General features: G+C 51.8%; 14 protein-coding genes and 2 pseudogenes. 15 read left to right on the forward strand and 1 reads right to left on the reverse strand.

The genetic code is table 11. The annotated features are described in order from the left end of the window. Positions 1-9: 9 nt before the first annotated feature. A complete protein-coding gene (locus tag MIH19_RS06505) occupies positions 10-522 on the reverse strand; it encodes a hypothetical protein (RefSeq protein ID WP_249008093.1) in 513 nt (170 codons plus the stop codon). A 957-nt stretch (positions 523-1,479) separates the two neighbouring features. Between MIH19_RS06505 and MIH19_RS06510 the strand changes: the two genes are divergently transcribed. The 15 genes and pseudogenes from MIH19_RS06510 (at position 1,480) to MIH19_RS06580 (ending at position 22,553) form a co-directional block, all read left to right on the forward strand. After that, positions 1,480-1,794 carry an IS66 family insertion sequence element accessory protein TnpB gene (locus MIH19_RS06510; protein ID WP_249008094.1) on the forward strand — a complete coding sequence of 105 codons (315 nt, stop codon included), beginning with the start codon at positions 1,480-1,482 and terminating at the stop codon, positions 1,792-1,794. After that, positions 1,794-2,162: an IS66 family insertion sequence element accessory protein TnpB gene (tnpB, locus tag MIH19_RS06515; protein WP_249008095.1), complete on the forward strand. Its 369-nt coding sequence runs from the start codon at positions 1,794-1,796 to the stop codon at positions 2,160-2,162. Before MIH19_RS06510 ends, tnpB begins: the two co-directional genes overlap by 1 nt. 44 nt (positions 2,163-2,206) lie before the next feature. Beyond that, positions 2,207-3,658 (forward strand): annotated as a pseudogene (locus MIH19_RS06520) (IS66 family transposase); the annotation flags it as partial. 155 nt (positions 3,659-3,813) lie between these two features. Next, entirely contained in the window at positions 3,814-5,076 is a 1,263-nt protein-coding gene (locus tag MIH19_RS06525) for a site-specific integrase (RefSeq protein WP_249005994.1), read from the forward strand. Continuing rightward, positions 5,073-6,017: a tyrosine-type recombinase/integrase gene (locus MIH19_RS06530; protein WP_249005995.1), complete on the forward strand. Its 945-nt coding sequence runs from the start codon at positions 5,073-5,075 to the stop codon at positions 6,015-6,017. The genes MIH19_RS06525 and MIH19_RS06530 overlap by 4 nt, the downstream gene beginning before the upstream one ends. After that, on the forward strand, positions 6,014-7,021 hold the full coding sequence (locus MIH19_RS06535; RefSeq protein WP_249005996.1) for a tyrosine-type recombinase/integrase: 1,008 nt from the start codon (positions 6,014-6,016) through the stop codon (positions 7,019-7,021). Before MIH19_RS06530 ends, MIH19_RS06535 begins: the two co-directional genes overlap by 4 nt. A gap of 175 nt (positions 7,022-7,196) precedes the next feature. Continuing rightward, positions 7,197-7,406: pseudogene (locus MIH19_RS06540) on the forward strand (transposase domain-containing protein); the annotation flags it as partial. 629 nt (positions 7,407-8,035) lie between these two features. Continuing rightward, positions 8,036-9,511, forward strand: a complete 1,476-nt coding sequence (locus MIH19_RS06545) for an N-6 DNA methylase (RefSeq protein ID WP_249008096.1) — start codon at positions 8,036-8,038, stop codon at positions 9,509-9,511. Next, complete coding sequence (locus MIH19_RS06550) at positions 9,508-10,761, forward strand: restriction endonuclease subunit S (RefSeq protein WP_249018617.1); 1,254 nt, start codon at positions 9,508-9,510, stop codon at positions 10,759-10,761. The genes MIH19_RS06545 and MIH19_RS06550 overlap by 4 nt, the downstream gene beginning before the upstream one ends. 73 nt (positions 10,762-10,834) lie before the next feature. After that, positions 10,835-12,289, forward strand: coding sequence for an ATP-binding protein (locus MIH19_RS06555; protein ID WP_249008098.1), 1,455 nt, complete (start codon positions 10,835-10,837; stop codon positions 12,287-12,289). A 173-nt stretch (positions 12,290-12,462) separates the two neighbouring features. After that, positions 12,463-14,850, forward strand: coding sequence for an EcoAI/FtnUII family type I restriction enzme subunit R (locus MIH19_RS06560; RefSeq protein ID WP_249008099.1), 2,388 nt, complete (start codon positions 12,463-12,465; stop codon positions 14,848-14,850). 44 nt (positions 14,851-14,894) lie between these two features. Next, a complete protein-coding gene (locus tag MIH19_RS06565) occupies positions 14,895-16,292 on the forward strand; it encodes a hypothetical protein (RefSeq protein ID WP_249008100.1) in 1,398 nt (465 codons plus the stop codon). Further along, on the forward strand, positions 16,289-18,232 hold the full coding sequence (locus MIH19_RS06570) for a phospholipase D-like domain-containing protein (RefSeq protein ID WP_249008101.1): 1,944 nt from the start codon (positions 16,289-16,291) through the stop codon (positions 18,230-18,232). Before MIH19_RS06565 ends, MIH19_RS06570 begins: the two co-directional genes overlap by 4 nt. Beyond that, positions 18,229-21,906 (forward strand): DEAD/DEAH box helicase, encoded by a 3,678-nt coding sequence (locus MIH19_RS06575; RefSeq protein WP_249008102.1) that lies wholly within the window; start codon positions 18,229-18,231, stop codon positions 21,904-21,906. Before MIH19_RS06570 ends, MIH19_RS06575 begins: the two co-directional genes overlap by 4 nt. A gap of 26 nt (positions 21,907-21,932) precedes the next feature. Beyond that, positions 21,933-22,553 carry a hypothetical protein gene (locus MIH19_RS06580; RefSeq protein WP_249008103.1) on the forward strand — a complete coding sequence of 207 codons (621 nt, stop codon included), beginning with the start codon at positions 21,933-21,935 and terminating at the stop codon, positions 22,551-22,553. Positions 22,554-23,017: the final 464 nt, after the last annotated feature.

The following is a 23,017-nucleotide window of genomic DNA, read 5'->3' on the forward strand; positions in this document are numbered from 1 at the left end:
ACGTGGGCTTCAGTTCGGCGACAATACCTGCGTCACCGCACTGGCGTTCCAGCTGGTCGCGCCGTCTAACGTCGGCATGTTCTCCGCCTTCAGCTCCCGAACGATTTCATCGTCGGAAAGCCCGTCTTTGTGAAGGTGATGAATCAGGTTTTTAATAGATTGCGCTTGAGCTTCATTGGCTTTCCGAGCTGGCATCGGCCGCTTCATTATTTCTGCGGGCGCTGGCGCTGGCCGGGCATTCTTCTTATTCAAATCGACAAGCTGACCCAACAAATCTGCGCTGTTCCTTGTGTGCGTTTCAGTGTCGAGAAAGACCTGAATAATCTCTGCGGTTGCCACCGAAATAACCACGAAAGCGAGACCACCCAAAAGAACGCCGATTCCAACAGATGTCGACCCATCGCCAAAACTCAAAATAACGCCGTATATTACAAGTATCCCTCCAACCAAATAGCCAAAAACCTTGTACCAAGCTGCAATGATTCGTAACGCTGGGTACTTGGCTTGCTCGGAATTGTCCATGATTTAGTCCCTTAAATTTATGGTGGATGCAGCTCCATGCATGAGCCTTTAATTTCGAGGATAGCAAGGTCAAATGTAAAAGGGTGTAAAACGAGCAGAAAAAACTCTCGTACTATTTCACCGTGATTTAAATTTTTCGCATCTGGGGTGGTTAGTATTGAGTTGCGCTACTGAAGCGCATAACCGAACTACCTGATTTAAGGGGTTTTTATGTTGGGCAAAGCATTCATCATCGCCGTAATCAAAGTGACCATTTTTTACATCGAGAGCGCAGCAGAACTGGATAGGCGGCTGTTAACAGAGCTGCTTGATGGGATGAAACGGTTTATCAGATAAGTTGCGCGGGGCAGGGGTCAGCGCGGCCCTGCCTCCTAAAGAATTTGGATTTTCAAGAGGCTAAAATTTCGAGCAGTGCTCCTACAGTGCTAATAGCAAAATTATAATTTCATAAGTAACTGAATTATATTTATTATTTTTATGTGTGGGCACAATCCATCATCGGGGCCACGCAGAAGCGACGGGATGGCTCAGGCCCGGTGTTTGCAGGCGTTGCGGAGAGATTAGTCCGGTTTTCTGAAGGTGCGTTGGTAATCATTAAATACTCAATTCTGACCGTTTTACGGATTCCGAATGCGTGGCGCGAATGGCTTGTTTCAAGCGCCAATTCTATCAGGAAAACCCTTTCATCGGGCTATTGGCGGCGTATCGAGCCATGGGTATTAGCCGCTGGACATGTAACCCCGCCAGCAAGGGAGTGTAAAAAATCACTACTTATTTACGTTTGTGGCGCTGTGGCGACATGGCTTGTCGTAGCTAGGCGCTACAGTACGTTTAACAATTGTGGAGGCCTGCCTATGCTGCTGTGGAACGAGCGTAAGCGCCAATAAATCAGCACCTGTTTTGCCCAACCTGACCGCGCCACACTGATTCCATCGTAACAACCACGAGGAATCAGCGATGACCACTGAAGACCGTCACCAATACTGGCAGCAATGCCTCATCGATTGGCAAGTATCTAGTTTGTCGGGCGCAGCCTACTGTAAGCAACACTCGATAACCTACCATCAGTTTACCTACTGGCGACGCAAGCTTCTGGAAGACGATCTGAATCAGCAACAGGGTAGCGCAGGGTTTACCCGCGTGACGGCGATTGAGCCCCGGCCCCTTATCACGCATCCGGAATTGACCCTGACGCTGCCCAGTGGTGTCGTGATCACAGGTCTCCACGTCGGTAATGTGGATGTATTGGGTGCGATCCTGAGGCAGTTGTGATGAAGACGCGGTATCTGCGTCCAGCACGGGAGATGCCGGAGATTTATCTCTATCGCGCACCGATCGACTTCCGCAAACAGGCCAACGGCCTGGCGCTGCTGGTCGAACAGGAACTGGGGCGCAGCCCCTTTACCGGTGCGCTCTACGCCTTCACCAATCGGCAACGTAACAAGATCAAGTGCCTGATGTGGGAGGACAACGGTTTTGTGCTCTATTACAAGGCGCTGGCCGAGGAGCGGTTCAAGTGGCCGAGCCCATCGGATGAGCTGATGGCACTGACCGGCGAGCAAATTAACTGGCTGTTGGATGGCTATGATATTGCTTTGTTGAAAGGCCATAATACCCTGCATTATGACGCCATTGGGTAGTCAAATATCGTGCTTCAGGGTGTTGTTTTTGCTATACTTTCTGCATGAAAACAACGCCTGAAACACCTATGACGACACCCGATTTCAGCGGTCTCTCTACCGCTGGAATGACGGCTGTTGTCGAGGAACTTCAGCAAAAACTCGCGGCTAAAGAGATTGAACTCCAGCAACGCGATAAGGCTCTTGAACAACGAGATAAAGTGCTTGAGCAGCACGCAAGCGTTATCCAGAGCTGTCATACCCGCATCCAGCTGCTTGAAGAACTGCTGCGTCTGAAGAGAATCCAGCAGTTCGCAGCCAGCAGCGAAAAGTTGGCCCATCAGTTCCACCTGTTTGATGAAGCGGAACTGGAAGCTGAAATCGACGCCCTGCGCGATCAACTGCCGGACGACGTCGAGGAAGATGACGCGCCTCGCGCTTCCCGCAAGCGCCGTCAACGCGGGTTCTCCGATGTTCTGCTGCGTGAGCGTATCGAGCTGACCCTCAGTGATGAAGAAAAGGTCGGCGCAAGCAAAGTGTTCTTCACCAAGGTGAAGGAAGAGCTGCAGTTTATCCCGGCCCAACTGAAAGTCCTGGAGTACTGGCAGGAAAAGGCCGTGTTCGAGCAAGACGGTCAGGAACGCATCCTTGCCGCCCAGCGCCCGGTTCACCCGCTGGGCAAGTGCAGCGTCACCACCTCACTGCTGGCGTACATCATTACCTCCAAATACGCCGATGGGCTGCCACTGTATCGCTTGGAAAAAATGCTCAAGCGCCTGGGACATGAGGTCAGCCGTACCAACATGGCCCATTGGGTCATCCGGCTGGAAGACGTGCTCAAACCCCTGATCCACCTGATGCGGGAGGTTCAAAACAGCAGTGACTACCTGCAAGCTGATGAAACCCGGATACAGGTGTTGAAAGAGGACGGCAAAACCGCCCAGTCCGACAAATGGATGTGGGTCACCCGCGGCGGCCCGCCGGATCAGCCATCAGTGTTGTTCGACTACGATCCGTCCCGTGCCGGCAGCGTTCCTGTGCGCCTGCTCGACGACTTCCAAGGCATCCTGCAAGCAGATGGTTACTCCGGCTATGGGCAGGTGTGCCGTGCCAACGCAATCACTCGGATCGGTTGCTGGGATCATGCCCGCCGTAAGTTCGTCGAAGCGTCCAAAGCGGCACAGGGAAAAGGCAAAGCCAAGAAAGGCATTGTCGCCAAAGCCGATGTGGCGCTGAGCCATATCAACAAGCTCTATGCGATCGAACGCCAGATCAAAGAGTTAAGTGATGCCGAGCGCCATCGCATCCGTCAGGCCAAAAGCCTGCCGCAGCTGGACGCGCTCAAAACCTGGTTGGAGGCCAACGTTCACAAAGTGCTGAAAGGCTCGCTGACCCGCAAGGCCATGGAGTACACACTGAACCAGTGGACCTGGTTGGTGGGATACTGCGATCGAGGCGATCTGCAGATCAGCAATATACTGGCTGAGAACGCCATCCGCCCGTTCGCAATTGGTCGCAATTATCCGTGGTTCTCGATTATGGAAGGTTGCCTAAGACAAATCCCACCAAGTCGCTATTTTTCAGCGCTATAAACGGCTCACTGCGCTGACTTGCCATACATAATTCTCGGTGCTTTCTTTGTAGCTCTCTACCATCACGAAGGAGAGTTGCCATGCTTGATTCTGCATATTCGAAGCATGTACAGAGAACGAGTGAGTGGTTCGCCGGTACAGTACTTGGTTCCAGTGAGGATCCTTACGTTAAATACCTTGCCGAGCGCGGTTATGCTTCTGGCACCATCGAGGGATATTCCAGAAGTGTCGCGCATTTTGCTCACTGGTCCAGAGGACAAGATGTCCATCTCTCAGACATGGGCGAAGCGTTAGTTAAACGCTTCATTGACGAACACCTGCTGGTGTGTCGATGCGCAACTCGGTGCCGACGTGCGCGTAAGGAAGTCCGCGCCGCACTCGGGCATTTACTTAAGATGCTCAGAAGCAATGGTCAATGCAGACCAAAAATATCTGTAGTTCCTGCTCCTATCGCAGCGCAACTAGAGGATTTCGAACAGCATCTTGCCGATGTGAGAGGTCTGGCTCCGACCACCCGTTTGGCCCGGGCACGCCATCTGCGCGATTTTCTCATCGATAGTTTTGGCGCTGGGCCAGTGCAACTGAGCTTACTTGGGCCGGCGGATGTGATCCGCTTCTTCGCCCACTACACAGCAGCATGGGCACCCGCGTCGATTAGTACAGCCACTTCGTCGCTAAAAACTTACTTTGCCTTCAGAGCAAGTCAAGGAGAGCAGACGGCAGCGTTGATTGCCAGCCTTCCTCAAGTCGCACAATGGCGTCTTTCTGGATTACCGCAGGTACTCTCCACCAAGGAGGTGGAGCAATTTCTCAATGCCTTTGATCGCCGCCATGCAACGGGCAAGCGCGATTATGCGATAGCCCGTTGCCTTCTCGATCTGGGCTTGCGTCGAACGGAAGTGGCTCGCCTGCAGCTTGACGATGTGGATTGGCGAGCAGGAACGCTTTATATCCACGGTAAAGGTAGGCGCATCGATATCCTCCCGCTACCAGACGCAACCGGCCGAGCGATCGCACAATATTTGCAGGATGGTCGGCCACAAACGACTCGCCGTGAGCTGTTTGTTCGACATCGCCCACCACTCAACGCCCCGGCCGATCCGGATATCATACGCAATGCCATACGTAATGCAGCGCAACGCTGCGGTCTTGGACACCGCATTCGAGGCACGCACATCTTGCGGCACACACTGGCCGGTCGACTGGTGCACAGCGGCGCCAGATTCAAAGAAATCGCCGACCTGTTGCGCCATCGCAGCCTCGACACCACGACAATCTACGCCAAAGTCGATATTCAGGCGCTAGCACAGGTGGCCCTGCCGTGGCCTGGGAGGAAGTCATGAACACGCCAGAAACATTTGCCCCCACGGTAGAGGCATACCTGAATTACCGGCGGCAGGCAGGGTTTTTACTGAAGATTGAGGGTGAGCAGCTAGAGCGTTTCGCGCGCTTTTCCGAACGCATCGGCCATCAGGGTCCACTGACAATTAAGCTGTCTGAGCAGTGGGCCTGCGCTTCACGCCAGCACAAACGGATCACTGCCGCCCGGCGTATCGAAGTGTTGCGTCCCTTTGCTCGATACTGCCTACAGTTTAATCCTGCGACCGAGATTCCACCCCGTGGGCTCTTCGGGCGTGCTCATCGTCGGCTGACACCGCATATTTATACGGACGCCGAAATCTGCGCGTTGTTGGAAGCCTGCGCCTCTCTGCCCCCGTCGGGTGGTTTACGGGGTGCCAGTTGCGCCACGATCTTCGGACTTATCGCCTCAACAGGTTTGCGGATCTCTGAAGCTACCGGGTTACAGCGCCCGGATGTAGATCTCGAGCACGGATTGCTGCATATCCGGAATGCCAAGTTCGGTAAGTCACGCTGGGTGCCATTGCATTCCACCACGACAAACGCGTTGCAAGATTACGAACGTCTGCGCGATAACCATCCTCTCGCCGCCAATACCAAGGCGTTCTTTGTATTTGATTATGGCCGGTCCGCGTCGATCTCTAGTGTGGAATATGCCTTCAAGTTATTACGACAACAATTGAAGTGGCGTTCTCGTGGTGATCATCCTGCGCCACGCATCCATGACCTTCGGCACTCGTTTGTCTGCCATAACCTTGAGCGCTGGTATGCGCAAAACATCGATATCGAACACCACATTCTAGCGTTATCTACCTACCTCGGACACGCTAAGATCACCGATACCTACTGGTACCTGACGGCGACACCCGAGTTGCTGGCCAAGGCGGCCTTGCGTCCCGAACTTTACCAGGGAGAGCTATTATGAGCGCGCCAGCACCGTTAAGTTTTCCATGTCTATTACAGCGGTTTTTCGTACAGCGGCTGATGCAGCAACAGCAGGCAAGCCCGTGTACCGTTGCGGCCTATCGTGACAGCTTCCGATTACTACTTGAATTCGCCCATCGGCGGCTAGGGAAACAACCCAGCGACCTGGTGCTTGATGATTTGAACGCGGGTCTTATTTTGGATTTTCTCCAGTACCTCGAGGTGGAGCGCCATAACTGTGTTCGTAGCCGTAACGCACGCTTCGCCGCGATCCGGTCCTTCATGGCGTACGTTGCTTACCAAGAACCTTCAGCTCTTGCCATTGCGCAATCAGTGCTGGCAATCCCGATGAAGCGCTTCGAGCACCCGTTGGTCGGATTCCTCTCACGCGAGCATATGCAAGCCATTATCGCGGCACCGGATCAAAACACCTGGACGGGACAACGTGATCGAGTAATGTTCGCCACGCTCTACAATACCGGAGCCCGTGTATCCGAGCTGACTGGGATGCTGGTGGGTGATCTGGTTCTTGACCCCAGTGCTTCCTCCATTCACATCCGCGGCAAGGGACGCAAAGAGCGCGCGGTGCCATTGTGGCCAAATACGGCCGCACAGCTCAAACGCTGGCTGCGAGAATCCCCACGCTCCTTCGAGCAACCGCTTTTTCCGAATAGATCCGGCGGCCATTTGACACGCATTGGCTTGACCGAGCGATTGAAACTAGCGGTTAAATGCGCCGCCAGACAATATCCTGAACTAGCAAAGCGACGGGTATTTCCGCACCTGATTCGGCATTCCATCGCCATGCATATGTTGCAGGCTGGGGTTGATATAACCGTCATTGCGCTGTGGCTCGGTCATGAAAATCTATCCACCACTCATCAGTACATCGAAGCTGATCTTGCGATGAAAGAACGAGCGTTAAAGAGCCTGCAAGCGCTTCCCCTCGCCCCATTACGATACCGGCCATCGGATAGCGTCCTGCGGTTCTTACAGAGCTTGTGATTATGCATGGTTAACAGGGACATTAAACCGTAAGGAGATATAGGATAGATGTTGTTTTGTTTGGTTATTATCGAACAAAACAGCATCCATTCTGGCATATCGTCCATGTCTCTAGGCGCAACCTTCCATAATCGAGAACCACGGATAATTGCGGTTATGGTCACGTTTCCATAACCGCAAGGCCTGGCTGTTCTCAGATACCTCGCGGGGCGCTCGTGCCAGTGCTACCTGTTACTCGCTAATCGAGACCGCAAAAGCTAACGGCTTGGAACCCTCAGCTTATATCCAGTATGTGCTGGAACGCATTGCTGACGCACAGACACTAGAAAAACTTGAACAGCTACTACCGTGGAATGCGGAGCTGGAGCAGGCTCCAAAAAAGTGACTCCGTTCGACTAAGTGCAAGAGGGTCGATTTAGCGGCGCTTACGAACGAGCTTATCAACGAAGCCCGCGAGATGGACCAAGACATTACTGCGTCTAATGACGATCTGAAGCTGCTACAGATCTATCTCTGTCGGCTTTACCTCACCTCGGGATACGAACATACCCTAAGCCTTTTCAATACCGAACAAAGCCTGACGTTTCTGGGCATTAAACCGCCAGAAGATGCCGATGCGCTGAGCATCCACAGGTTCAACCAGTACTCAGGGAACTTGAAATCAAAGAGTTCACGGTGCGCCTGAACGCCTCAGAGCAGAGTCAGCAAACGGATGGGGTGATTGGGCAGGCTATGGGGTTTGTGCAGTGAGATGGGCTGGGGCGTACCCAGTGTAGGATTTGCAGGCGTGTCTTTGAAATTAACCAAAGCCTTGGAAGATGGGTATAGATCAAGCAGAATTCGTTTCACTAGAAGAAACAGGTTGCCCGCCTTTTTAGCCCGTTGCGGTTAAGCCTGCGAGCTTAAAACCTTGTTGGTCTAATACTCCCGGAAAAAAAACCGTAAGCTATGGCCAAACTAATGAGCGCAGTGACTCTGCACAACAGTTTAATAGAATCAAAATCTGGAAACTCAATGTTCGAACAGACCTTCAGAAACATCGATAACGTCCTCTGGAAAGAGGCCGGCTGTGCCACCGAGCTTGATTATACCGAGCAGACCTCGTGGATGTTATTCCTCAAATATCTGGACGATCTGGAGTTTGAACGTTCGCAAGGGGCGGAGCTACGTGGGCAGTCTTACGAGTTTATAATTGATGAAGCCCACCGCTGGTCATGCTGGGCCGCGCCCAAGAAGGTTAGCGGCAACTTTGACCACGACAACGCTCTGACCGGCGACGATCTGATTAAGTTTGTCAGCTTTGATCTGTTTCCCTACCTGCACGGCTTCAAAGAGCGTGCAGCGAACACCGATACCATTGAGTATAAAATCGGGGAAATCTTTGGCGAAATTCGTAATAAATTCGCCAGCGGTTATAGCTTGCGGGACGCGCTTGAGCTGATCGACGAACTCAGCTTTGGTTCGCAGGATGAAAAGCACGAGTTGTCGCACCTTTACGAAACCAAGATCAAGAACATGGGCAATGCCGGGCGTAACGGTGGCGAATACTACACGCCACGGCCACTGATTCGCGCCATGATTCAGATAATTGACCCGGTCATCGGTGAGCGCATCTACGACCCAGCTGCGGGTTCAGCCGGCTTCCTGTGCGAAGCGCACGACTACATGCGTTATGGCACCGACGGGCAGGGTGATAACAGACAAATGTCCACTGCCGATCTGCAAACGCTCCAAACCCGAACCTTTTACGCCAAAGAGAAAAAGAGCCTGCCTTACGTGATCGGGATCATGAACATGATTCTGCACGGCATCGAAGCGCCCAATTTTGTGCGCACCAACAGCCTCACTGAAAACCTGAACGATATTCAGGAAAAGGATCGCTTTGATGTCATCCTTGCCAACCCGCCATTCGGCGGCAAAGAGCGCAAGGAGATCCAACAGAATTTTTCCATCAAAACCGGTGAAACCGCTTTTTTGTTTATGCAGCATTTCATCAAATATCTACGTGCCGGTGGCCGGGCGGCGGTGGTGATCAAGAACACCTTTTTATCCAACTCGGATAACGCATCAAAGGCTTTGCGTAAAGAACTGCTGGAAAACTGCAACCTGCATACCGTTCTTGACTGCCCCGGCGGCACGTTTCTTGGGGCAGGCGTTAAAACCGTAGTGCTGTTCTTTGAAAAAGGTTCACCGACACGGGATATCTGGTATTACCAGCTTAATCCTGGCCGCAGCATGGGTAAAACCAACCCGCTGAATGATGATGACCTGAAAGACTTTGTCACACGGCAGGCGAACTTTGAAGACTCCGATAATTCCTGGAGTGTCAGCATCGACGATGTGGACCCAGAGAACTTTGACCTGTCGGTGAAGAACTCGAACAAGGCTGTTGAAGCGCCACTGCGCGATCCGGAAGTGATCATCAATGAGATTGAGACGTTGGATAAGGAAAGTGAAGAGATACTGGAAGGGATTCGGGGGATGTTATGAGGCAAGACTGGAATTACGTCCCACTTAGCAAGGCGTGTTTGATTAAGCCGCCGAAAAGTGAGGCGAGGCAGCGCTTGCATCAATCTGATTTGGTCTCATTTGTGCCTATGAGCGATCTGGGGATCAGGGAGAAGTTTTTCTCTTCGATGGAGGAAAAACCGTTCGGAAAGGTCTCTGGAAGTTATACCTATTTTGCTGATGATGACGTGCTGTTGGCTAAGATAACGCCATGTTTTGAAAACGGTAAGTTGGGCATCGCCCGTGGCCTTGTGAATGGAGTTGGCTTCGGTTCGAGCGAGTTTATAGTTTTTCGCCCGAGTGGCGAGCTCGCGTCCGAGTTTCTTTTTTATTACCTATCACAAGACGGTTTTCGGGATGCTGGCCAGCGAGTAATGTCCGGCGCCGTTGGTCACAAGCGTGTTTCGAAGGAATTTATCGAGAATCACCTGATCCCACTTCCGCCACTTGCCGAACAAAAGCGCATGGTCGCCATCCTCGATGAAGCCTTCGAGGGCATCGACGCGGCGATTGCTAACACTGAAAAGAACCTTGCCAATGCTCAGGAGTTGCTTGAGAGCTACCTCAGCAGCGTCTTTAGTCGAAGTAGTCAGGATTATCCACAAAAGCCATTATCCGATATTTCTACATTCAGTAGTGGCGGAACCCCCTCGAAAAGAAATGACACATTCTGGTGTGGAGATATCCCGTGGGTTTCTGGGCGTGACATGAAATCAACGCAGTTATTCGATTCACAGTTGCATATTTCTGTGAGTGCTGTCGCAGGATCATCGACACGAATTGCGCCAATAGGCTCACTTCTGATTCTTGTTCGTGGTATGGGGCTTGCGCATGGGGCGCAAGTCGCCGAGTTGATGGTGGCCTGTGCATTTAACCAGGATATCAAAGGAGTTCATCCGAAATCTGATTTAGTGCCCCGATACCTGGTGTTTGCCTTGCGCCACAAAATCAATTCCTCTGAGAATATATTGAGTAATGCAGCTCATGGGACTTTAAAAATTAATTCAGAAGGGCTGAAAAATGTTCTAGTGCCCATTCCGTGCATAGAGAAACAGAACGAAATTGTTACGGCTATTGAAGCGCTGAAACTTGGGATCCAGCACCTCGAGTCTATTTATCAACGCAAACTCCTCGCACTAGCCGAGCTCAAGCAATCCCTTCTCCAAAAAGCCTTCTCCGGGGCTTTGACTTCGGAAATGCCAGACAAGCAACAAAAAGAGGCCGTCGCATGATTGAGACTGGCGGTTTAGAGGTTAACGATTCGTCGGAGCTGACTGTGATCAAGGAAGAACGGGTGACCACTTTATGACCTCCCGAAGAGACATTGACCTTATCGACGAGTTGCTTTCCCACGGTAGCGAGGCAGACTGGCTTGAATTCAAAAAGGACAACGTTGATCCGGATACTCTCGGTGTTCGTTGCTCCGCTTTGTCTAATGCTGCGCGACTCGTAGGTAAAGACATGGCATATATGCTATGGGGTATCGATGATGGCTCTCTTGACGTTATCGGCACTCACTTCACCCCGGATAGCCATAAAGCAAATGGGCAAGAATTGGCGTTTTGGTTGGCCCGTCAACTTCAACCCAGTGTTCCTTTTCAGTTTCGGCGCGTTGAACATCCCAAAGGCTGGGTTGTTATTCTTGAAATTCCTGCGACCACGGCTGCTCCGGTTGCTTTTAAGAACATTCCCTACATAAGAATCGGCAGCGCTACACCAAAACTGACCGACTACCCGGAACGGTACCAACAACTGATTGAGCGTTTGCGCCCTTATACTTGGGAGCATTCTGTAGCCCGACAATATGTCAGCGGGGACGAAGTGCTGAACCTGTTGGATTACAGCAGCTATTTCAAACTCACCAAGCAGCCGCTGCCGGATAATCGCGCTGGAATCTTTGACAAGCTTGAAGCTGAGCGGCTCATAAGCAAAGACGTAGGCGATCGTTGGAATATTACCAATCTCGGTGCGATTCTCTTTGCATTTGACCTCACTCAGTTCGAGAGCCGCCTGGCGCGCAAATCTATTCGTTTCATCGCTTACGCTGGTAGAAACCGTGCGGCGCAGGTAAGTCACCGCGTTGAGGGTAAAAAGGGCTATGCCGTTGGCTTTGAAGGGTTGATTGAGTTCATTAACGGAATACTGCCGAAAAACGAGCATATTGATGTTGCTTTGCGTTCAGAAGAGCCACTTTTCCCTACCATTGCCGTTCGTGAAGTGACGGCCAATGCCCTGATTCACCAAGATATGACAATCACCGGGGCGGGGCCTCAGATTGAAGTCTTTCAGGATCGAATGGAAATAACCAACCCCGGAATGCCGCTGGTGCCTGCAGATCGGATGATAGATTTGCCACCTCGGTCGCGTAACGAAGCATTGGCTGCGCTTATGCGCCGGATGGGGATGTGTGAAGAGCAAGGCAGTGGCCTTGATAAAGTGGTTGCCGCGGTGGAACTGTATCAGTTGCCGCCTCCTTTGTTCCGTGAGGAAGGGAACGCAATGCAGGTGGTGCTTTATGGGCCAAGAAATTTCGCCCAGATGACCCCGGAAGAGAGAATACGGGCCTGTTATCATCATGCCGTTCTAAAGTTTCTGACCGGAGAGCGTATGAAGAACGCCAGTTTGTGCGAACGATTCGGCATTGAGAGCCGGAACGCTGCCCAGGCTTCGGGGGTCATCAAAAAAGCCAAGGGGGCGGGCTTAATACGAGATGCAGATATGGAGCATCCCAGGGCTGGTTATGTTCCCTGGTGGGCCTGAGTTCTTGATTGGGTTTTGACTCTCAGGCTGTAATTTGAGTGCTTGCCAGATGAAGACTAGAAAACGGCTAATGATACCAGTGAGTTAGCGTTTTTTTGTGTACTAGAAGTTCTTGACTCGCTCTTGATTTAGCTACTGAGTCACTGGAAACCAGCCAATAGTATGAGAAAGCTATGAAAGAAGCAGATACCAGAGCAGAACATATTGATCCGGCATTGAGGGCTGCAGGCTGGGGTGTGGTGCCGGCAAGCCGGGTGCGACGAGAAGTAATTGCCCCTGGTCGTCTAATTGGCGGCGGAAAGCGAGGCCCACATTTGAGAGCGGATTATGTTCTTATCTATAAAGGCCAGAAATTAGGTGTCGTTGAAGCCAAAATGCTCTTGTCTCCAGTGACAGAAGGTTTGGCTCAAGCCAAGGAGTATGCTGAACGATTGCAGGTCCGTTTTGCCTATAGCACCAATGGCAAAGGAATTTACCGGGTGGATATGAAAACCGGTAAAGAAGGGCCAATAGAAGCCTACCCGTCGCCAGAGGAGCTTTGGGCAGAAACTTTCTCTGAGTTCAATGTGTGGCGCGAGCGTTTCGGAGCAGTGCCGTTTGAGGACAAAGGCGGTTTCTGGCAGCCACGCTATTACCAGCACAACGCCATCTCACAAGCGCTTGAAGCTATGGCCGATGGCCGTGAACGCATATTACTGACGCTGGCGACCGGTACCGGCAAAACAGCGATTGCCTTTCAAATCGCCTGGAAGCTGTTTCACGCCCGCTGGACTCTGGGCGCGCAGGCCTCCGGTGATCTAGGCCGGCAACCGCGCATTTTGTTTCTGGCTGACCGCAACATTCTCGCCAATCAGGCCTTTAACGATTTTTCGGCCTTTCCTCAGGATGCGCTGGTGCGCATCGACCCTGAGACTATTCGCAAACACGGCCGGGTGCCCAAGAACGGCAGTGTTTTCTTCACCATTTTTCAGACCTTTATGACCGGTCGGGATGAGAACGGCGACCCTGAACCCAACTTCGGTGATTACCCACCAGACTTTTTCGACATGATCATCATTGATGAGTGTCACCGTGGTGGCGCCAACGATGAGAGCAACTGGCGCGGCATCATGGAGTATTTCAGCCCCGCCGTTCAGCTCGGCCTGACCGCCACGCCCAAGCGTGATAATAACGCCGATACCTACGCTTATTTCGGCGAGCCCGTTTACATCTATTCCCTCAAAGAAGGCATTAACGACGGCTACCTGACGCCCTTCAAGGTAAGGCAGATCGCGACGACGCTGGATGACTACGTTTACACCCGCGACGATGATGTTGTGGAAGGTGAAATCGAAGAGGGGCGGCGCTACACCGAGGCGGAATTTAACCGCATCATTGAAATTGAAGCGAGAGAGAAATACCGGGTTCGGGTGTTCATGGATCATATCGACCAGCGCGAAAAAACCCTGGTGTTCTGCGCCACACAAGCGCATGCGCTGGCGGTGCGTGATCTGATCAATCAGATGAAAACCAACAAAAACCCGCATTATTGTGAGCGGGTCACAGCGGACGACGGCAAGGAAGGCGAGCGTTTTCTTAGACAGTTTCAGGATAACGAGAAGTCCATTCCCACCATCCTGACCACGTCGCAAAAGCTCTCTACTGGCGTCGACGCCCGCAACGTACGTAATATCGTACTGATGCGCCCGGTCAACTCCATGATCGAGTTCAAGCAGATCATCGGGCGCGGTACCCGCCTGTTCGACGGCAAGGACTACTTCACGGTTTACGATTTCGTGAGGGCCTACGAGCACTTTAACGACCCCGAGTGGGATGGCGAGCCATTGGCGCCAGAACCTTGTGATCAGTGCGGTCAGATTCCTTGTAACTGCGCGATTGAACCTCCTGAACCCTGTAAGGAATGCGGCGAGCGCCCCTGTGTGTGCGAAAAAGAGCCGCCAGAGCCTTGCCCGGAGTGTGGTGCGCAGCCCTGTACCTGCCAGCAGAAGCGCAAGATCAAGATCAAGCTCGCCGATGGTAAGGAGCGCACCATCCAGCACATGAGTGCGACCAGCTTCTGGAGCCCGGACGGCAAACCCATGTCTGCCGCCGAGTTTATCCAGCACTTACATGGTGACTTGCCCGAATGGTTCGCCGATGAGGACAAACTCCGCGAACTCTGGAGCCAGCCGGATACCCGCATCAAGCTTTTGAACGGCCTGGAAGAGAAGGGCTATGGCATCGAGCAGTTGAAAGAAATCGGGCGGATGATCGAAGCAGAAAAGAGCGACATCTATGACGTGCTGGCTTACGTTGCCTTCAACCTACCGCCGATAACTCGCTCCGAGCGGGTGGCCGCTCACCTGGAGCGTATTTACAGCCAATACGATTACCGCCAACACGAGTTTCTGAAGTTTGTACTGGATCACTACGTCCAGCGCGGCGTTACTGAGCTCGATCCAGACAAGTTGCCGCAACTGATCGAACTGAAATACCACACCGTGCGTGATGCGGTTAGCGAACTTGGGCCGGTTGGTAATATCCGCGAGGTGTTTGTTGGGTTCCAGCGGAACCTGTATTAAGCAGCTCACAAGGATTTTGGAAAACAAGGAACGGTTCGCACCTCATGATAAAGCTCCAATCACTGATCACTGAATACGATGATTCTCTGTCTGGAGACTCTTATATAGACCCCCTCGGCCAACTGGTCATCTGGTCCGCATTCGGGCAAAAAATCTTCAACAGTCGAGTCAACTCCGTCTCCAACGATGTGCGAAACTTTACGCTTAATTTGCTGCATCACGGAGTCATTCGTTCGATCCTTCAGGATGAGTCTGTAACGGTTTCTCCGGCACTGGCAGCGGCGGTGGGAGATAAAGAGAGTCTGCCCTTTATTCATGCTTGCCTGATCTACCTGGAGAATATTTTCACCTACTCAATGGTCGATAAGCCCGAAGAAGTTGATATCGATACGCTGGGTATTCTCGGTGGAAGCAATGGTCGCAGAGCAATGGAAGAGTCCGATCAGAATCCTTCATTGTTGTTCACCGACAAAAAGGAAGGACACCTGCTTGTTCGTCAGCTGGGCTTGGGTGTCAGTGGGCGATATAAAACGCCGTTTGTAGAAATGGGCTTTTTCGATCACAGCTACCGTTATTCCCATCAGAAATCAGAGGAAAAATGGGGCGCTTTTAATACCCTCTTGGATAACCACAGCGAGCTCCGCGACTGTTTCGAACAAGCAAAAGCACACATTATCGATTTGCTGAATGTCCACTACTCTAAAGCCCAGATTCCGCCCCGAAGACAATTTCGCGATGTTCCAGTAGCACTGCGTGATGCCTATAGAAATGCCTTTTCGACACAGGGGAAGGTTGGCGTTGAAACCAAAGCGTTCTGGTTGGATGTTACCGGCCTGAATAAGGGCGCCGCCGGGGCTCTGTTGGTGACTCTGGAAGATCACTATGCAGCGGCTACGGGCGAAAAGCTGGTGCCAAGAATTATTTTTGTTACGGCTGAAGAACGGTGTGAGGTGGCTGACGAGCGCCGAAAGCTCCAGCTTATTCAGATTGTTGAGCCTTTGCTTGCTGAGCTTGATCTGCTCTTCAGGCTGGCGCGGCACAAGAAGGTGCAGTCGGTGCGTGATGTTCGCGGTTATTGGGAAAGTTTGGGACGAACGGATCAAACATTGCGCGATGCTGCCGCTCGCATTTGGGCTGCCGGTGATTTACTGCCGACTCTGCAAGGCACTGCCCGTAGAAGGTTACAGAAGTTGCTGGATGTAGCCGTGAATGGAAATGTGGAAGACCAGTTGCAGGGGTTGCTGAAATATCATGCCCAGATAATGAAAACGCGCGGCCAACTTCGCTGGTTAGAAGCAACACCTGGCGGTGAAATTCGGCTGTATGGCCGAACCGAGCCGTTGCCAAAAACAGATAATCGCGCCAACGGTTCCTGGGCAAACACCTACTACATTTACCAGTTTTACAACCTGGTATCCGGATACCAGGGAGGTGCCCGGTGAAGCTCCTGAATACCTTCACTGATCAGATAAGAACGCTTGGTGAAATCCAGAAGGTCTGGTTGACCAGCTTTGTTATTGATATCGAGTTCATCGAGAGCTACCTGCTTCCTGTGATTTTGAGAATGGACTCTCCGAAATTACGCATGGACTACGAGGCCATGCAGCAGGAGCTGAGTGCGCGGGGGATTGATGTTCAGGTGTTCTGTGATAAGCGGTTTATTGAGCCTGATCAGAATAAACGAACGGCCATCCCGGTGCATGGCGTTTTGCCAGAGCTATTGCCTGCCAATGGGGATGTCCACTTTTCAGAAAACAGCCTGTTCCACCCGAAAGTTATGTATGTGCAGGGCGAAAAGGGCTCAATCCTTGGTTGCGGTAGCGCAAACCTTACGGTGAGTGGCTGGGGGCGTAACCGTGAGGTCTTTCACTTTTTACCGGTTACGGATGGCCCCTTGGCGGATTCTGTTGCCGGTTTTTTCAAACCGATATTTGAAAATGTGCAGCAGCGTTTTGATTGGGATCTGGACGTAACCGGGCAGAAAGGAAGCCAACACGGTGCTGTATTTTGTAACAGCCTGACAGGGCCGTTGTTTCTGAGACATCTGTTCGCAGATGACAAATCGGCCGCGCTGGCCGTTTGGTCACCCTATTTTTCTGGAGATCTTGCGGGCCTTGTAACGTCTATACAGACGTTTACAAACAATCACTCAATGAGTGTTCGGGTAGTTCCAGACCGGGTAGAAAACCAGTATCTGCGTACGTGCTGGAAGGAGGGCCTGAATGATCTTCATGAAACTGGTCTTTTGTCTTTTCATAGTAGCCCGCTGAAGCCCGACGATCGTCTGAGTATGGCTCATGTGAAGCTTTGGAAAACACCCTCTGCTCTGGCGATTGGCTCTTGGAACTTCACTCAGCCAGGCGCAAATTTACCGACGAATGCCGGGGGTGAAACCTTCAACGTTGAGGCCGGCTTCATATTCTCAGACCCGGCTCCTGTTTCCGACTATCTCGGAGCGCAGCTTCATTTTGGGCCGGAATTGTTTGCTACACCGGAGCAAGCGAAGCAGGAGCAACTTTTGGTTCCCAAGGCATTGCCGTTTGACCTACGGGTGGTTTTCAACTGGCAGGCGGAGCGATACGTCGTTTCTGGGACATGGGTAGGGAAGGAGCCGTTGAGTGATCGATACCAGCTTAAACTGCCGGGCCGGGCTGATCCTGAACAGCTGCAGTGGGGGGCTGATAGCGGAGATTTGCGGAAGCTGTATCTGCGAGCGCCTGAAACCAGGCACTTGTTGGCTAACCATAGCTATGAGGTTGTGTTGGATAGCGTTATAGCGGGGTCGGGTCTCATTATTGAGGAACGGGCCGATTACCGCCGGGCTCAGCAGTATGATGATATTAGAGGGTTGTTTGATGATCTGATTCTTTCGGCAGGCGCACCGACGTCAGATGATGTGAGTTATCGTATTAGTGAAACGGAAGACGGCCAGGTGTTGGTAGATTCTTTGTATGCCGAGGAAGATGGCCTCAACGATGTCAGGGAAATGGAAACCCCAGACATCAGTTACTTTCGTTTGTTTTCAGCCTGCCATCACTATTTGGCCATTGTCGAAAACTGCTCGACTCTGAAGGAGCTGGAACACTGGGTTTTCACTCGGCCGGGTTGCTTGCAGGAGCTTGTTGAGAAGACGATATTACGGATGAGTACTGTACCTGGGGGCCTGTTCAACTGGTTTCTGGCGCAAGAGGTTAATGAACTGTGTGTTTTGGCCAACAAGCAGTTGGGGCAGTTTGGTGGCACTGACAATGAGGCAATGCTGCACCGGTGGGAGGTATTGCGTGTCGCCGTTCCTAACTTGCCGCGAAATCTTGATAAAAACTATCGCCAGTGGCTGAAGCGCGAGTATCGGCGGATGAAACCTAACCGGGGAACCGTATGACCGAAACTCGCTGGGGAAAGTTGCGCCCGGAAACGGTAACAGATTGGATCAACTTTGACCGTCGCCAGCCAGATTGGTATTACCGGCCAGATGACAGGGAATCGATGGCAGCCAAGCAAACCGAGGGTGTTGCCTACCTCTGGAACCTCCTTTCCGAACACGGTCTGGCGTTGCTGGCCGATGAAGTTGGTATGGGCAAGACGTTTCAGGCATTGGGAGTGGCAGCTCTTTTATGGAAGATGAAGCCCAATGCGAAAGTGTTGGTGATGGCTCCCAACCGCGATCTCTGCCTGCACTGGCGTAGGGAATTTGAAACCCTGGTGCGCTGGCATTACCGGCCAGTGGATCACACCGTTAAAAATGGCGTTGATGGCATGCTAGTGCCGAGTGTTGAAATCTGCACAACGCTTACGAGTTTGGACGCCGCAGTCAATCGTGGCGTTGGTCATCTCTATCTCACCACCATCCACTCCCTGAGCGGTTTACTGCGGGATACCGACCCGCAGGATAACCCAGAGATCTCGGATGATAAGAAAGCAGCGGCTATAGCAACAAGCTTTCGCAAGAGCCTCAAAAGCGACTATGGGCTTGGTGCCGCAGGGTTTGATCTTATCATTATTGATGAAGCCCACTACCTCAGAAATATCGGTGGCGGCTCCCAGCGTGTGGCCGCAGCCCGGGCTTTTTTTGGGCCTGGTGATGACAGGCTTGCCAGCAAGGTACTTCTGCTCACAGCGACGCCAAGCCACACCCGGCCGGCTGATGTAGGCAGTATTTTTAGTTATTTTCTGGATGGGCAGGAATACGGCGGTAGCCAGGACGAAAGAGCGACCGAGTTGTTGCAGAAATATGCATTGCGCCGTATGCGGCTAATGGAAGGCCAGGGCAAATTGCATAGCAAGCATCACTACCGCCATGAGAAAGGCATGGCGGCCACGTTTGAGGGGCAGCCGGAGGCAGAAGGTTTTTTTGCTCTTTATCAGAAGGGTCTGGTAACTGAGCTCAATAAGAAGAAAGAAGGCAAGAGGCTGATGTATGGGTACCTGGAAGGCTTTGAATCTGTAGGTCGAAAATTATTGCGTGAATCAGAACCTTCGTCGCAAGACGACACTGACGGCGCCAGCACAGAAAAAGGTAAGAGTGATTATTCCACCGCGCCAGATACCAAGCTCTTGGTGGCACTGACCGACAGCTATTACAAGGCTGTTGGACAGTTCCCGAATCACCCAAAATACGACTGTTTGATTGACGAATGCGTTCCCTCTGAAAAACAGCTGTTTGAAGCAGATATGAGTGACCTCAAACACCTGGTTTTTGTTCGCCGGATACCCTCGGTGCGCGAGTTGACGCAGCGGCTCAATGAGCGTTACGACAACCTCTTGGGTGAGTTGCTGTTAAAGGGTTGGGGCAAGTCCCTTGCAGATCCTGATGTTCGTTCAAAGCTGAAAGGGTTTTCCCGGCAAGAATTTGAATCGTTTATTGCCGGTCTGGCTAGCGACACCGCTGTTGAAGACTATATAGATGACGTGCAAGCCGAAGAGGACGATGCAGACCCAGATGAAGAGGATTACCTTGCCTCGCGCGTAGCGCAGCTGTTCGTTGTGAAAAAGGGTGCCGGCGGCCAAACGGACTGCGCAAATGTGCGCCTGCGTTTTACAAAACCGGAAAGCCTGTTTTCATTGTTTTTGGAGCCAGCCTGCGACTACCTTGAGGGTGGATACACCTGTTATTACGGGGACTTTGCCCGTGGCAGGGCTAACTACGGTGCCGCTGCCCGGTATGAGCGGTTTGCGTTATGGCCGAGCGTTGGAGATCGTCGTGAGGCGTTCGGGGGGCGTGACCAGCCGGAATCCTGGTATCACAAGCCTTTGTACTCCTTTTGGCCGTTGGTTTACCAGGAGCTACCTGAACATTTGCGCATTCAGCTTCAAGAATGGGCCGGAAGTCGCAGAAGTGCAGCAGAGAATTTCGCCAATTATGTTAAGGCAGGATTCCTCTATGCCAGCCCGGTTATTGTTGAGCTCTACGGGTGGTTTGTCGAGTTTCGGAAAAGCGTCAGAACGCAGAATGTTGAGCAGCGTTATCGGGAATTTTATAATTTCGTAACACCAAAAATAAGAGGGTCTTTGATGCTGCGATATTTTGCGGCAGCTCTTGAAACCTTTGAGGCACTGTGCGGAAAAATTATTGATCACAAACTGGATGATTGGCGCGGCCGGTGGCGAAGTCTGACGGGGTTAACAAGCCCGGCCTGGTACGCCAGTGGCGAAAACAATAATGCGCGACAGCGGCTTATTCTTGGCTTTAATAGCCCCTTCTACCCAAATGTTCTGGTATCTACCTCCGTTTTTCAGGAGGGCGTGAACCTGCATATGAACTGTCATCAGGTTCACCACTACGGAATAGCGGGCTCCCCAGGTGACAATGAGCAGCGGGTAGGGCGAATCGACCGTTTGTTTGGCTGTGTAAATAAGCGGTTGGAAACGCAGGGTGCGGGAGAGCTCAGCATTCACTATCCGTACTTGGCGGGATCGGTAGATGAAGATCAGGTTGCGTCGTTTGTAGAGCGCAAACATGGGGTAGAGAAACGCATGGATTCCTGCCTTCAGGAAAAGTTCGATTCCGAATACAAGCCGGGGGCCAGTATTGATTGGAGTGTATTCCTGAGGAAGCCCGAGTGTCATACTGATGAGCCTATGAGCGATCCCTACGGTGCGGATTTTCCAGAGATGATTTCAGAAAGCGAGGAGTATTTGCCTCATAAAACGCACTCTTCTGAAGATATTGAACGCGCGTTGCGTCAGCACCTGGAACAATCTTGTGATCCGGAGCAAGATGAGATTATTGCAGCGTATTCCAGCCAAAGCTCTCCAAAATCGCTCTTCATTATCGATTCTTTGATCAAAAGAGGGGAAACGAAAAGACGGCAACCGGTATTCATGACGCTGGGTTTCTCGCAAAGGTTCTCAGCTCTGGTTCCGGAAACGGTTTACATCGTAAGTTTTGCTTCGCCGATTGCCAATCGGGAAAGCTTGAAGAGTGTGCCATGGGATGAACTTTCAGAGCTGATCAACAAATTGAGTGCGCGCTACCCATTGGTTCGAGTGGCAATTGATGAGAAGACCCCCAACAGTTATTTCTACCTCAGCACGCGCGTAAATTTTCCGCTGTTTGTGAAACATGGAAAACTGCAGTGGTTGTCTGCTCATGAAATTCAAATGGGGTTAGCTGATATTAAACTGTTTTCGGACGAGTTTGAGGCAGCCTTGTTTCATGAGGCTCAGGATCTCAAGCGTGATGATGTCAGCAAGTTTGCTGTGGCTGGCCCAAAGCCGTTGCCCGAAGGGTTTAATCGCCGCAGAGAGGCAGTGCATTCTCTGAAATGGGAAGCTGTATCTGGAGGCAATGGTCGAGTGGACAGGTTGGCGATATCGCTTACACTGAAGATGATACAGGCAATTGGCCAAGATGCCGGCTATGAGGGTAGATCATCAAGCATTGTTGAAATTATCCTGCAACTGAATAGCCGTTTTCCATTCGTAAATTTCCGGTGCCCGACCGAAGACAACATTGAAGCGCAGCTCAACTTTCCAGAAGGTGACTTCCAGGAGGAGGAGCGAGCACTGCTAGAGCAGTGGTTCCGTTACGTAGTCGCTACCATGGTCACATTTTAATGCGCGCAAGGAAGGAATCCGTAGCCATGCCGTTACAAAACCGGGTAACGCCCGCGGGTACTATTGAGAGTGTCGTAGCTCGCGGCACGTTCATGGGTAATAGAGGTGTGTTGCACAACGCCGAAAAAGAAGTGCAGCGCCTGTTCAAGATCAAGCCTTGGATTACTTGTCTGTTGGAGTTCAAAGGCAGGCAGCGAGAATTGATGTCTCCCGGCGCATACACCGAACTGTTCTTTCTCGATGAAGTTACGGCTTTTGCCGCAGGGCACCGCCCTTGTGCGGAGTGCCGGCGAGCTCGCTATAACGAATTCCGCGATGCCTGGGGCCATGCGAACCTGCCGGATGTTGGCTCTAAGGTACGGGCTCCTCAAATGGACGAAGCGATGCATCAGGAACGTATTGAGGGCGGCCAGAAGGTGACGTGGCGCTGCCTGCTGGCTGATCTTCCCCATGGTGCGATGTTTCAAGTAGGCGGGGATAGTCATGCAGTATGCGATGGGGAAATACTGAAATGGAGCTTTGAAGGATACACTGCTTCAGAACGAGACAACCGTCTGATAACAGTAGATGTTTTGACTCCCCGTTCCTTGGTGAATATCTTCGCCAATGGCTTCAGGTCGGAGTTTCATCCAAGTGCGATCTCTTAAAATCGGACCAAGCGTATAGGAAGGCTTCGGGAATTATTTTTGTTAGCTAAGTGTAGTGACGAGGTAACTCTGATTGTAACGGTGGGCGGTTGCGTATTTGCTGAGTTCGTAAAGGGGCTACTGGTTTTGGAGCAGCGTTGAGAGGTCTAACGTCGGAGTAAGTGATAGAGGCTTGAACGAATTTTTCTGTGTTTTCTAACGGCACTGTAATACTCACTTCCTGCTTGATGCTGCCTGCTTTTTGAGCTGCCAATTCTATCAGGAAAGTGGTTTGGTTGGCTTACTGGGTTGTGCCAAATACTCAAAAATCGTTCCCCAATAAGCACCTTGTTCAGCAGCAAAGAAAAAGTTCAGATTTACGCCGCCCGCTGGCTCTGGTATTACAATAACTAACAATCCAATATGGATCCCGAAAAAATTACTCCTGAACAGGAACTGGCCACGGTGGCCTGATGTCTATTTTT

Source organism: Marinobacter sp. M1C, assembly GCF_023314135.1.
Classification (GTDB): domain Bacteria; phylum Pseudomonadota; class Gammaproteobacteria; order Pseudomonadales; family Oleiphilaceae; genus Marinobacter.